12 protein-coding genes are annotated in these 12135 nt (G+C 64.7%); 10 read left to right on the top strand and 2 right to left on the bottom strand.

The genetic code is table 11. From position 1 onward, the window contains the following. The first annotated feature begins 11 nt into the window (after window positions 1–11). Entirely contained in the window at window positions 12–866 is an 855-nt protein-coding gene (locus tag JQ591_RS14520) for a TIGR01459 family HAD-type hydrolase (RefSeq protein ID WP_211396681.1), read from the top strand. A 120-nt stretch (window positions 867–986) separates the two neighbouring features. Here JQ591_RS14520 and JQ591_RS14525 read toward each other — a convergent pair whose 3' ends face one another. Continuing rightward, complete coding sequence (locus tag JQ591_RS14525; RefSeq protein ID WP_007596883.1) at window positions 987–1382, bottom strand: response regulator; 396 nt, start codon at window positions 1380–1382, stop codon at window positions 987–989. A gap of 229 nt (window positions 1383–1611) precedes the next feature. Here JQ591_RS14525 and JQ591_RS14530 point away from each other — a divergent pair, with 229 nt between their 5' ends. From JQ591_RS14530 to arfB, 7 genes are all read left to right on the top strand, one after another. Further along, a complete protein-coding gene (locus JQ591_RS14530) occupies window positions 1612–2583 on the top strand; it encodes a bifunctional riboflavin kinase/FAD synthetase (RefSeq protein ID WP_211396682.1) in 972 nt (323 codons plus the stop codon). Between the two features lie 203 nt (window positions 2584–2786). After that, window positions 2787–5795 (top strand): isoleucine--tRNA ligase, encoded by a 3009-nt coding sequence (gene ileS, locus JQ591_RS14535; RefSeq protein WP_211396683.1) that lies wholly within the window; start codon window positions 2787–2789, stop codon window positions 5793–5795. A gap of 10 nt (window positions 5796–5805) precedes the next feature. Then, window positions 5806–6300, top strand: coding sequence for a signal peptidase II (gene lspA / locus JQ591_RS14540; protein WP_211396684.1), 495 nt, complete (start codon window positions 5806–5808; stop codon window positions 6298–6300). Between the two features lie 97 nt (window positions 6301–6397). After that, window positions 6398–7126, top strand: coding sequence for a hypothetical protein (locus tag JQ591_RS14545; protein ID WP_211396685.1), 729 nt, complete (start codon window positions 6398–6400; stop codon window positions 7124–7126). 201 nt (window positions 7127–7327) lie between these two features. Continuing rightward, the gene (locus JQ591_RS14550; protein ID WP_433995204.1) at window positions 7328–8722 is read left to right on the top strand and encodes a M16 family metallopeptidase; all 1395 of its coding nucleotides are present in this window, start codon (window positions 7328–7330) and stop codon (window positions 8720–8722) included. Continuing rightward, a complete protein-coding gene (locus tag JQ591_RS14555) occupies window positions 8719–10110 on the top strand; it encodes a M16 family metallopeptidase (RefSeq protein WP_433995205.1) in 1392 nt (463 codons plus the stop codon). The genes JQ591_RS14550 and JQ591_RS14555 overlap by 4 nt, the downstream gene beginning before the upstream one ends. Before the next feature lie 113 nt (window positions 10111–10223). Further along, window positions 10224–10640, top strand: coding sequence for an alternative ribosome rescue aminoacyl-tRNA hydrolase ArfB (arfB, locus tag JQ591_RS14560; protein ID WP_211396686.1), 417 nt, complete (start codon window positions 10224–10226; stop codon window positions 10638–10640). 77 nt (window positions 10641–10717) lie between these two features. On the opposite strand, the gene JQ591_RS14565 is transcribed toward arfB, so the two are convergent. Then, entirely contained in the window at window positions 10718–11026 is a 309-nt protein-coding gene (locus tag JQ591_RS14565) for a hypothetical protein (RefSeq protein ID WP_211396687.1), read from the bottom strand. A 306-nt stretch (window positions 11027–11332) separates the two neighbouring features. Here JQ591_RS14565 and JQ591_RS14570 point away from each other — a divergent pair, with 306 nt between their 5' ends. Both JQ591_RS14570 and JQ591_RS14575 read left to right on the top strand, forming a co-directional pair. Beyond that, a complete protein-coding gene (locus JQ591_RS14570) occupies window positions 11333–11719 on the top strand; it encodes a c-type cytochrome (RefSeq protein ID WP_211396904.1) in 387 nt (128 codons plus the stop codon). Next, window positions 11720–12115 (top strand): VOC family protein, encoded by a 396-nt coding sequence (locus JQ591_RS14575; RefSeq protein ID WP_211396688.1) that lies wholly within the window; start codon window positions 11720–11722, stop codon window positions 12113–12115. Window positions 12116–12135 lie beyond the last annotated feature (20 nt).

The following is a 12135-nucleotide window of genomic DNA, read 5'->3' on the forward strand; positions in this document are numbered from 1 at the left end:
CCGCACGCATCATGACCACGCTGCATTTCGCCGAAAGCCTGCGCGAGCTCGTGGCTGGCGTCGACGTCGTGCTCAGCGACATCTGGGGCGTGGTCCATAACGGCCTCGAATCCTTCCCCGAAGCCTGCGAGGCGCTGCACACCTATCGCAGCCGCGGCGGTACGGTGATCCTGATCACCAACGCGCCGCGCCCGGCCGACTCCGTGCAGCGGCAATTGCGCAAGCTCGGCGTCGCCGACGAGACCTATGACGCGATCGTGTCTTCGGGCGACCTGACGCGGCTCTATGTCGCCGACCATCCCGGCCGCAAGATGTTCTGGCTCGGCCCCGAGCGCGACAACTCGATCTACCGCGGCCTCGATGCGGTGACCGCGCCGCTGGAGGAGGCAGATTACATCGTCTGCACCGGCCTCTATGACGACGAGACCGAGACGGCGGAAGACTATCGCGGCATGATGCTGAAGGCGCGCGAGCGCAAGCTGACGCTGGTTTGTGCCAACCCCGACATCGTGGTGGAACGCGGCGACCGGCTGATCTATTGCGCCGGCGCGATCGCGGAGCTCTATCGCGAGCTCGGCGGCGAGGTGATCTTCTACGGCAAGCCGCACCGGCCGATCTACGAGCGCGCGATGGCGCTCGCGGGCGAACGCCAGGGCCACCCGATCGACCGCAAAAAGGTGCTCGCGATCGGCGATTCCGTCCGGACCGACCTCACCGGCGCGCGCGAGTTCGGCATCGATTGCCTGTTCGTGACCCGCGGCATCCATGCCGAGGAGTTCGAGGGTCTCGACCAGCTCGACCCGGCTTCGGTGCTGGAATTGTTCGGCCATCCGCCGAAGGCGCTGATGCGCGAACTGAAGTGGTAGCGAGCTGATCGTCGTTCCCGGCTGATGTGGAGCATCGAAGCCGGAATGACGAACCCGACGCAGAAAGCCCGGGACAACCGCCCGGGCCTTCCGAATTCGACTGATGGCTCCGATCGCGCCTTACGCGCTCGCCATGTCCGGGAAGACCGCCTCGATCTTGGTCTTCAGCGTCGCGGCATTGAACGGCTTGACGATGTAGTTGTTCACGCCCGCCTTCTTGGCCGCGATCACGTTCTCGGTCTTCGATTCGGCCGTGATCATGATGAAGGGCGTGGTGGCGAGGTTCGGATCCGCGCGCACTTCGCGCAGCAGGTCGTAACCCGTCATCGGCTCCATGTTCCAGTCGGAAATCACGAGCCCGTACTTCTTGCCGCGCATCTTGTTCAGCGCTGCCGAACCGTCGCTGGCATCATCGATATTCTCGAAGCCAAGCTGCTTCAGGAGGTTCCTGATGATACGGATCATGGTGCTGTAGTCATCCACCACCAGAACCGACATCGACAAATCAACCGCCATCTCGACTCCCCCAACGCAAACCCAGGAAATATTACGATCGGACCTGCCAGGCCGGAGACCGGCGGTTCCACGCTCAAGGACTAGCACCAAGGCGTTAAACAGCCCGTTAACTGGGGACGCCCCCGGCGGACTGAAATCGCATTCGAGGCGGCCGCCCCCTCCCGCTTGACTTCATCCGGCCCGTCGAGCCACGGTCCCGGCCGGTCCCGCCGGCTCGAGAATTCCCCTGATGGCCCCGCATTTTACCGTTATCCGCGACACCACGCCGGACTCCGCCATTGCAAGGGGTGCCGTGGTCGCCATGGGCAATTTCGACGGCGTTCATCTCGGCCATCGCGCGGTGATCGCTGCAGCCCTGGAAATGGGCCGGACGCATGGCCGCCCTGCGCTGGCATTGACCTTCGAGCCGCATCCGCGCCGGTTTTTCAGCCCCAACACCCCGCAATTCCGCCTGACGGACGAGCGTGCCAAGCTGCGGCTTCTGGCCGGCACCGGACTTGCCGGCGCCGTGGTCATGACCTTCGACAAGTCCCGCGCCGGGACCAGCGCGCAAGACTTCATTCACCATGACCTGATCGGGCGCCTGGGCATCGGGGGAATAGCCGTCGGCTACGACTTCCACTTCGGCAAGGGCCGGGTCGGCTCGCCGAGCCTCCTCGTCAACGAGGCGCCCCGGCTCGGCATCGAGGTCGACGTGCAGCCGCATGTCGATTTCGACGAGCGGCCGGTCTCTTCCAGCGCGATCCGGATCGCGCTCGCCGAAGGCCAACTCGACGAGGCCACGACCATGCTCGGAGGGCCCTGGTTCATCACCGGCGAGGTCATCCACGGCGAGAAGCGCGGCCGCGACCTCGGTTATCCCACCGCCAATATCCGCCTCGACGCCAATTGCGGCCTCAAGCACGGCATCTATGCGGTGCGGGTCGGCCGCGGCGCGGAGCGGCTGGACGGCGTGGCAAGCTTCGGCCGCCGCCCGACCTTCGATAATGGCGCGCCGCTGCTGGAAATCTTCGTGTTCGACTTCAAGGGCGACCTTTACGGACAGACGCTCGACTGCGCCTTCATCGGCTTCATCCGCGAGGAGCTGAAATTCGACGGCCTGGATGCCCTGATCCGCCAGATGGACGACGATTCCGCCCGCGCCCGCGCCATGCTCGCCGCCGCCCCGGACGCATTTCCGAGGCTTGGGACGATCGACTGAGGCCGAAAACCGGGCCGCCGAACCTTTTGCGCTTCCCTTAGCCCCCTGCTATGGAGAGCCCATGTTTGCGCGGCGCATCATAGGGATTAGCGGCCCGGCTTCCGCCTGAGCCTTCGGGTCGGCGCAAGACCGGGATGTTGTCGTTTCACCCCGCGATTCCGCATCGCCATCCGTTCCCGCGCCCTTCCGAGCCAGTCAGCCTCATGTCCGACAAGCCACAAAAGTCCCAAAAATCCGAAGCCAAAGACTATTCCAAAACCCTGTTCCTGCCGCAGACCGAATTCCCGATGCGCGCCGGCCTGCCGCAGCGCGAGCCGGAAATCCTCAAGCGCTGGTACGAGATCGGCCTCTACGAGAAGCTGCGCGAGAGCGCCCGCGGCCGCGACAAGTTCGTGCTGCATGACGGCCCGCCCTATGCCAACGGCAACATCCATATCGGGCACGCGCTGAACAAGATCCTCAAGGACGTCGTGACCAAGAGCCAGCAGATGCTCGGCTTCGACTCCAACTACGTGCCCGGCTGGGACTGCCACGGCCTGCCGATCGAATGGAAGATCGAGGAGGAGAACTATCGCTCCAAGGGCAAGCCGAAGCCCGACTTCCGCGACTCCGCCGCGATGGTGGCATTCCGCAAGGAATGCCGTGCCTATGCGACACACTGGATCAACGTGCAGCGCGAGGAATTCAAGCGCCTCGGCATCATCGGCGACTGGGACCATCCCTATCAGACGATGAGCTATCCCGCCGAAGCGCAGATCGCCCGCGAGCTGATGAAGTTCGCCGCCAACGGTACGCTGTACCGCGGCTCCAAGCCGGTGATGTGGAGCGTGGTCGAGAAGACCGCGCTCGCCGAGGCCGAGGTCGAGTACGAGGACTACACCTCCGACATGGTGTGGGTGAAGTTTCCCGTCACGTCCCCGGCACATGGTGCGCTCGCCAATGCTTCGGTCGTGATCTGGACCACCACGCCCTGGACACTGCCCGGCAACCGCGCGATCTCGTTCTCGCCGAAGATCGCCTACGGCCTCTACAAGGTGACGGATGCGGCCGCGGACAATTGGGCGAAGACCGGCGATCTCCTGATCCTGGCCGATGCCCTTGCCGCAGAGGTGTTCAAGCAGGCGCGCGTCACGGCCTATGAGAAGGTGCGCGACATTCCCGGCGATACGCTGGACGCCGTCGAATGCGCCCATCCCTTGCGTCGCGTTAGTGGCGGCTACGACTTTATCGTGCCCTTGCTGGCTGGCGATCATGTCACTGACGACACTGGCACCGGCTTCGTGCACACGGCGCCCGGCCACGGCCGCGAGGACTTCGATGTCTGGATGGCGAATGCGCGTGAGCTCGACGCACGCGGCATTCCGACCGCGATCCCCTACACTGTCGACGAGAACGGCGCCTATACGGCGCAGGCTCCCGGCTTCACCGGCAAGCGCGTGATCACCGACAAGGGTGAGAAAGGCGACGCCAACGAGGCGGTGATCAAGGCCCTGATCGAGGCCGGCAATTTGCTGACGCGCGGCCGCCTCAAGCACCAGTACCCCCATTCCTGGCGCTCGAAGAAGCCGGTGATCTTCCGCAACACGCCGCAATGGTTCATCGCGATGGACAAGGACGTCAGCGAGGATGGCCACGCGAAAAAGGGCGACACGCTGCGCGCCCGCGCGCTCCATGCGATCTCGGTCACGCAATGGGTGCCGCCGGCGGGACAGAACCGCATCAGAGGCATGATCGCGGGCCGGCCGGACTGGGTGATCTCGCGCCAGCGCGCCTGGGGTGTACCGATCGCGGTATTCGTGCGCGAGAAGGGCGACGGCTCGGCCGAGATCCTGCAGGACGAAATCGTCAATCAGCGCATCGCCGAAGCCTTCATGGAGGAAGGCGCCGACGCCTGGTACATGGACGGCGCGCGCGAACGCTTCCTCGGATCCCGCGCGGCTGAGGACTGGAAGAAAGTCGACGATATCTGCGACGTCTGGTTCGATTCCGGCTCGACCCACGCCTTCGTGCTGGAAGACCGCCAGAATTTTCCCAATCTCGGCAATATCGTCCGCAAGATCGAGGGCGGCAGCGATACCGTGATGTATCTGGAAGGGTCGGACCAGCATCGCGGCTGGTTCCATTCCTCGCTGCTTGAAAGCGCCGGCACCCGCGGCCGCGCGCCCTATGACATCGTGCTGACCCACGGCTTCACGCTCGACGAGAACGGCCGCAAGATGTCGAAATCGCTCGGTAACACCGTCGAGCCGCAAAAGGTTATGAAAGACTCCGGCGCCGATATTTTGCGACTGTGGGTCTGCGCCACCGACTATGCCGACGATCAGCGCATCGGCCCGGAAATCCTGAAAAACACCATCGAGACCTATCGCAAGCTGCGCAACTCGATCCGCTGGATGCTCGGCACACTGGGTCATTACGGCCCAGAGGATCAGGTTGCCGCAACGGAGATGCCCGAACTCGAACGGCTGATGCTGCACCGGCTGAGCGAGATCGACGCCGTGGTGCGCGAGGCCTACGAAAGCTTCGATTACAAGACCGTGGTCGCGTCGCTGTCGAATTTCATGAACACCGATCTGTCGGCGTTCTACTTCGATATCCGGAAAGACGCGCTGTACTGCGACCCGCCGTCGTCGTCGACGCGCAAGGCGGCGCTCACGACGGTCGATATCCTGTGCGACGCGATCCTGAAATGGCTGGCGCCGATCATCAGCTTTACCGCCGACGAAGCCTGGCTGATGTATCGGCCCGGCGGATGCCCTTCCGTGCACATGCTGCCGTTTCCGCATGATCTGGCCGGTTACCGCGACAATGCGTTGGCCGCGAAATGGGAGACCATCCGCAACGTCCGCCGCGTCGTCACCGGTGCGCTGGAGCTCGAACGCGCCGCCAAGAACATCGGCTCGTCGCTGGAGGCATCACCGGTCATCTATGTCGCCGACCGCGACATGCTTGCGACGCTGTTCGACACCGACCTCGCCGAGATCTGCATCACCTCGAACTACGAGGTGCGCGAGGGCGAGGCGCCGGCTTCGGCATTCCGTCTCGATGCCGTTCCGGGCGTCGCTGTCGTGGTGGAGAAGGCGGTCGGCACCAAATGCGCCCGCTCCTGGAAGATTTCGCCGTCGGTGGGTGAAGACTCCGAATATCCCGACGTCACCCCGCGCGACGCCAAGGCGCTGCGCGAATGGAAGGCGTTGGGGGTGGGGGTCTGATCCCCCGGCCATGACCCCGCTCCGCGCCGGCATCCTCGCGGCCCTGGTCACGCTCGTGGCCGACCAGGCCTCAAAGCTCTGGCTGCTGAACGTGTTCGACCTCGCCCGTCGCGGCGCGGTGAGCGTGACGCCGTTCTTCGACCTGGTGCTGGCCTGGAACATCGGCATCAGCTTCGGCTGGCTCCAGAACGACGGTCAGGCGGCGCAGCTGGCGCTAATGGCGGTCAAGGTCCTCGCGGTGGTTGCGCTGGCGATCTGGATGGCCCGCTCGCACACCCTGCTGGCAACCATCGCGCTCGGCCTGATCATCGGCGGCGCCATCGGCAATGGCATCGACCGCCTGGCCTATGGCGCGGTGGTCGATTTCGCCCTGTTCCACATCGAGATCGGCGGAAATACCTATAATTGGTACGTGTTCAATCTGGCGGACGTGGCCATCGTTGCCGGTGTGGCGGCGCTATTGTATGATTCCTTCCTGGGGGTACCCGCCGCAAAAGCGCCCTGATCCCGGCCGATACGGACCGGCAGGCGGAACCTTGCTTTTGCGAGGGGTTATGCCGCGCAAGAGCGGCAAACTGCCACAATTTGGAACAGGTACAGTGATGCGCAGCTCGAAGGCCAGCGGTTCGATGGTTGGAGACCCCCGGCAGGGGTTCTGGCGGGCGTTGAAATTGTCCGCTGTCGCGCTCGGCATCGGTCTCGTCATGTCGGCTGGCGCCGCCCGCGCCGGTGACGACGGCGAGGACGACGACGACATGACCTTCGAAGAGAAGCTGATCGACAATCTGATGTCGGGCATCGGCGCCAAGAGCATGGAGAAGAAGGGTATCGAATACCGCGAGCGGTCGCCGCTGGTGGTACCGCCCAAGCTTGACCTGCCGCCGCCCGCCGGGACCGAAGCCAAGAACGCACCGAACTGGCCGAAGGACCCTGACGAGAGACGCCGCAAGGAGGCCATTGCGCAGCGCAAGAAGGCCAACAAGGCTCAGGAAAGCTGGCAGGCAGGCCGGGCGTTGTCGCCCGCCGAGATGGAGGTCGGCAGGACAGCCGCACCCGAGCGCACCAGCAACGATCCTATTCAGCCGGGCACCAACGGCAACCCGTCGCTCAGCCCCGCCCAGCTCGGTTTCACCGGTGGTCTATGGGGCATGATGAAGGGCAGCGGCAGCTCTGAAAACAAGCAATTCACGACCGAGCCGCCGCGCCAGTCGCTGGTCGAGCCGCCGCCGGGCTACCAGACGCCGTCTCCGAGCTACGCCTATGGCGCCGGAGAGGACAAGACGCGGCGGACCTATTTCGACATCATGTCCGGCAAGGACAAGGAACAATAGCGCTCCTGCCCCTTTGCGATATCCCGACAGACGCGGACCCGGCGCCGGCGGCTCGTGCGCGCCGGACGCGGTCTTTAAATTGCTTATCAGTAACTTGCGCCCGAGTTGAGTTCTCTGCTTCGTGACGCGAAGCGTTTGCCGCACGGTGTACGATGCCGTGCCTCCGAGCCGGACTTCCGGGCTCGGCCTTTCATAAGGATCATGATGTCCTCTTACCGATCGGCTGCCTGCCTCCTTGCCGCGCTGCTTTCGACGAGTGTCCTGACCGCCGGCGCATCCCTTGCCCAGACCACGGTGACATCGGCTCCGCCCGCCAGCTTCACGCTCGATAACGGCATGCAGGTCGTGGTGATTCCAGACCACCGCACGCCCGTCGTCACGGAAATGATCTGGTACAAGGTCGGCTCGGCGGACGAAACGCCGGGCAAGTCCGGGCTCGCGCACTTCCTCGAGCACCTGATGTTCAAGGGCACATCGAAGCATCCGGTCGGCGAGTTCTCCCAGACCGTGCTCCGCGTCGGCGGCAACGAGAACGCCTCGACCTCGGTCGACTACACCAACTACTACCAGCGCGTGCCGCGCGAGCAATTGCCGAGCATGATGGAGTTCGAGGCCGACCGCATGACCGGCCTGATCCTCAAGGACGAGAACGTGCTGCCCGAGCGCGACGTCGTGCTCGAAGAATACAACATGCGCGTCGCCAACAACCCGGACGCGCGGCTGAACGAGCAGATCATGGCCGCGCTCTATCTCAATCATCCGTACGGCCGGCCGGTGATCGGCTGGCACCAGGAGATCGAGAAGCTCGATCGCGAGGATGCGCTCGCCTTCTACCGCCGCTTCTATGCGCCGAACAACGCGATCCTGGTGATCGCCGGCGACGTCGAGGCCGCGGACATCCGTCCGCTGGTCGAGCGCAATTTCGGCTCCATCCCGGCCCAACCCGCGATCCCGGCGCGCCGCGTCCGCCCGCAGGAGCCGGAGCCCGCGGCACCGCGCACCGTGACCCTGGCCGATCCGCGCGTCGAACAGCCCAGCTTGCGGCGCTATTACCTGGTGCCCTCGGCGACCACGGCAGCTGCCGGCGAAAGCGCGGCCCTCGACGTGCTGGCGCAGCTGATGGGCAGCGGCAGCAATTCCTATCTCTACCGCGCGCTCGTGGTCGACAAGCCGCTCGCGGTCTCCGCCAGCGCCAGCTATTCGAGCATCTCGCTCGACCCGACCCAGTTCGCGATCTCGGCTTCGCCCAAATCCGGCGTCAGCTTCGCCGAGGTCGAGCAGGTGGTCGACGGCGTCATTGCGGACATCGCGCAGAATCCGATCCGCGCCGAGGATCTCGAGCGGGTCAAGACCCAGCTCATCGCCGAGGCGATCTACGCCCAGGACAACCAGGCGGTGCTGGCGCGCTGGTATGGCGGCGCGCTGACCACGGGCCTGTCGGTCGAGGACATCCGGAGCTGGCCCGACCGCATTCGCGCCGTCACCGCCGAGCAGGTCCGCACCGTCGCGCAGAAGTGGCTCGAGAAGAAGCGCTCGGTGACGGGCTATCTGATCAAGGACACCGCGACCACCAAGCGCGAGGAGAAGCGTTCGTGACCTATCCCTTCCTTCGCGCCAGGCGCTTCCTCCGCACAAGACACTTCGCACTGTCCGTCGTCACCGGCGCGGCACTCGCGCTCGCTACCGTCTCGCCGTCGCAGGCGGCTGCGAAAATCCAGCATCTGACCTCGCCGGGCGGCATCGAGGCCTGGTTCGTGCAGGATGCGACCGTGCCGCTGATCGCCATGGAATATTCCTTTGCCGGCGGCTCGGCACAGGATCCCAAGGACAAGTCGGGCGTCGCCAACCTGGTCGGCGATCTCCTCGACGAAGGCTCCGGCGATCTCGATTCCAAGACCTTCCATGAGCGGCTCGACCGCCGCGCCATCGAGCTCTCCTTCAGCGCCACCCGCGACACGTTCCGCGGCAGCCTGCGCATGCTGCGCGACAACAAGGACGAGGCCTTCGACCTGCTGCGGAGCGCACTGACCTCGCCGCATTTCGAAACCGCCGATGTCGAACGCATTCGCTCGCAGGTGATCTCGGGCCTGCGCCGCGAGACCACCAACCCGACTTCGCTGGCGAGCCGCAAATTCCTGGAGGTCGCCTTCGGCGATCATCCCTACGGCCGGCAGACCAACGGCAACCTCGACAGCGTGCCGACCATCACGGTCGCCGACATGAAGGATTATGTCGGCCGCGTGCTCGCCAAGGACACGCTGAAGATCGCGGTGGTTGGCGATGTCGATCCTGCCACGCTCGGCAAGCTGCTCGACCACACTTTTGGCAGCCTGCCCGCCAAGGCCAACCTTGTGCCGGTCCCCGACGTCGAAGCCGCCAAGCCGCCGCAACGCGCCTTCGTGACGCTCGACGTACCCCAGACCGTGATCACCTTCGGCGGCCCCGGGGTGAAGCGCAGCGATCCGAACTTCATGGCGGCCTATGTCGTCAACCACATCCTCGGCGGCGGCGGGTTGTCCTCGCGGCTCTATCGCGAGGTGCGCGAGAAGCGCGGGCTGGCCTATTCGGTGTTCGAATCGCTGCTCTGGATGGAGCATTCGGCGGTTTTCATCGGCAATACCGGCACCCGCGCCGACCGCGCAGGCGACACCATCGACGCCATCGACAAGGAAGTGCGCCGGATCGCCGAGGAAGGCCCGACGCAGAAGGAGCTCGACGAGGCCAAGTCCTACCTCAAGGGCTCGCAGATGCTGGCGCTCGACACCTCCTCGAAGCTGGCGCAGGCGCTGCTTCAATATCAACAGGACAAGCTGCCGATCGACTATATCGAGAAGCGCAACGGCGTTGTCGACGCGGTCACCATGGACGACGCCAAGGCGGCCGCAAAGCGCCTCTGGGCCCAGGGCCTCCTGACCGTCGTCGTCGGCCGCGCCCCACAGGCCGCGGCACAACCGGCAGCCGCACCGGCGACGAAGTCGAACTGACGTCTTCCGTACGCTTCCTGAAATGGCCGGGCTCGCCCGGCCATTCGCATTTCGGGCGCCATTGCCGAACGTAGGCGTCCGGGATATGTCCGGGCATCACGAATGGTGCCACCATGCTGCGGATATCCCGCGATCTCGTCATCGACGAGGACGACATCGAGATCGGCTTTGTCCGCGCCTCCGGCCCGGGCGGACAGAACGTCAACAAGGTCGCGACCTCGGCGCAATTGCGCTTCGACACCCGCAAGCTGACGCTGCCGGAGGATGCCGCATTGCGCCTTGCCCGGCTCGCAGGGCAGCGCATGACCAAGGACGGCGTGATCGTGATCCAGGCCCAACGCTTCCGCACCCAGGAGCGCAACCGCCAGGACGCGATCGATCGCCTTACAGAGATGCTCGGCGAAGCCATGGTCCGGCCTAAGCCGCGGCGCGCGACAAAGCCGACCTTTGGCTCCAAGCAGCGTCGGCTCGAGGGCAAGAAGCACCGCAGCGACATCAAGTCGAAGCGCGGGCGCGGTTTCGACGACTAGCAGGCACAGCAAAAGAACTCCGGCCGCCGGGCGACCGGAGTTCTGCCGTTTCACTCGATTGGCTAGTAGCGCTTGGGCTAGTAGCGCTTGCCCGTGGCCGCACCGCCCGTCGCGGAATCGTCGGCGGTCCCTTTGTGCGCAGCACTGCCCGTGGTGCCAACCGTGCCCCTGGTGCCCTTCGTCGGCTTCATGCCCGTCGTCTCGCCCGCCGCGCCCGGCTGGGCGTTCATCTCCTCGTCGCCGCTGCCCATCGTGCTGCCCTGCATGGGTTTGCTTTGCACGGTGCCGCCAGGCTTGGCGCCGGACGACGTACCTTGCGCGAGAACGGGTGTCACAATGAGGGCCGAGACGGCGCATGCGATTGCAGAGGTTTTCACCAACTTCATCCATTTCTCCTGGATTTTCGCGATGATCGGTTCGGCGGCCTGATGCGCCGTCCGCCTGAGCCAAACCAGTCCATCGCGTTACGAGATCGAACGGCGCGACCGCGATGCAATCTGCCTCGTGTGGTGATCGTTTAGGGATTTGACGGCGGTTTCGCGGAATTGTCCTCCGCATATGCGGCAGCGCGGAACAACGCCCCCCGCGCGCATCTCCGCACGCAGCGAAACAGCCCGCTACTACCACCGCATGTTTTGCCGCGCCTAGAATTTGCGCACGCTGAATTGACGTGGATGGGCGGACTTTTGACGATGCGCGCGATCGTGCTGGGATTGTGCACCGCGATGGTGCTGGTGATGCGGGTGGCCGAGGCGCAGATGCCCTTGCCGGCTGCAAAGCCGCCGGATGGCGCAACACTGTTCAAGCAGCAATGCGCGGTGTGCCACACCACGAACCTGTCAGAACCGGTGCGGCAGGGTCCGCCGCTGGTCGGGATCGTCGGGCGGCCCGCCGGCAAGGTCGAAGGCTTTCACTATTCAGAGCCCCTCGCAAAAGCAGCCTTCGCCTGGGACGAGACGAAGCTCGACGCCTGGCTGACCAATCCGCAAGCCGTGATTCCCGGCGTGGTCATGGTCTACCGGCAGGCGAAGCCGGAGACGCGCGCCGCCATCATCGCTTTTCTCAGGGAGCAGAACTGAATGGCGAAGCCGGTCCATTCCATGATCCGCGCACTCGACGAGGCGCGCTCGCTCGACTTCTACAAGCGGGCCTTCGGCCTGGAGGTCGCCGACCATCTGAAGTTCGCAGACTTTGCCTTGATCTATCTGCGGCACCCGTCCTCCTCCTTCGAGGTGGAGCTGACGGTCAATTTCGATCGCAAGGAGCCGTATGCGCTTGGCGACGGCTACGGTCATCTCGCCGTGGTGGTCGAGGATCTCGATGCCGAACATGCCCGCTTCGAGCGCGAGAAGCTCGCACCGGGCCCGCTGCGCGACTTCAAGCACGACGGCAAAACGCTGGCGCGCTTCTTCTTCGTCAGTGATCCCGACGGCTACAAGATCGAGGTGATCCAGCGCGGCGGACGTTTCAACTGATCAAACCACAAAAACCAAAT

Origin of the sequence: Bradyrhizobium canariense (genome assembly GCF_018130465.1) — a bacterium.
Lineage (GTDB): Bacteria > Pseudomonadota > Alphaproteobacteria > Rhizobiales > Xanthobacteraceae > Bradyrhizobium > Bradyrhizobium canariense_C.

Coding starts and splice junctions, on each gene's coding strand:
- JQ591_RS14520 (WP_211396681.1), top strand. CDS start 12: ATGACCACGCTGCATTTCGCCGAAAGCCTGCGCGAGCTCGTGGCTGGC.
- JQ591_RS14575 (WP_211396688.1), top strand. CDS start 11,720: ATGGCGAAGCCGGTCCATTCCATGATCCGCGCACTCGACGAGGCGCGC.
- JQ591_RS14565 (WP_211396687.1), bottom strand. CDS start 11,026: ATGAAGTTGGTGAAAACCTCTGCAATCGCATGCGCCGTCTCGGCCCTC.
- JQ591_RS14570 (WP_211396904.1), top strand. CDS start 11,333: ATGCGCGCGATCGTGCTGGGATTGTGCACCGCGATGGTGCTGGTGATG.
- JQ591_RS14545 (WP_211396685.1), top strand. CDS start 6,398: ATGCGCAGCTCGAAGGCCAGCGGTTCGATGGTTGGAGACCCCCGGCAG.
- ileS (WP_211396683.1), top strand. CDS start 2,787: ATGTCCGACAAGCCACAAAAGTCCCAAAAATCCGAAGCCAAAGACTAT.
- lspA (WP_211396684.1), top strand. CDS start 5,806: ATGACCCCGCTCCGCGCCGGCATCCTCGCGGCCCTGGTCACGCTCGTG.
- JQ591_RS14550 (WP_433995204.1), top strand. CDS start 7,328: ATGATGTCCTCTTACCGATCGGCTGCCTGCCTCCTTGCCGCGCTGCTT.
- JQ591_RS14525 (WP_007596883.1), bottom strand. CDS start 1,382: ATGGCGGTTGATTTGTCGATGTCGGTTCTGGTGGTGGATGACTACAGC.
- arfB (WP_211396686.1), top strand. CDS start 10,224: ATGCTGCGGATATCCCGCGATCTCGTCATCGACGAGGACGACATCGAG.
- JQ591_RS14530 (WP_211396682.1), top strand. CDS start 1,612: ATGGCCCCGCATTTTACCGTTATCCGCGACACCACGCCGGACTCCGCC.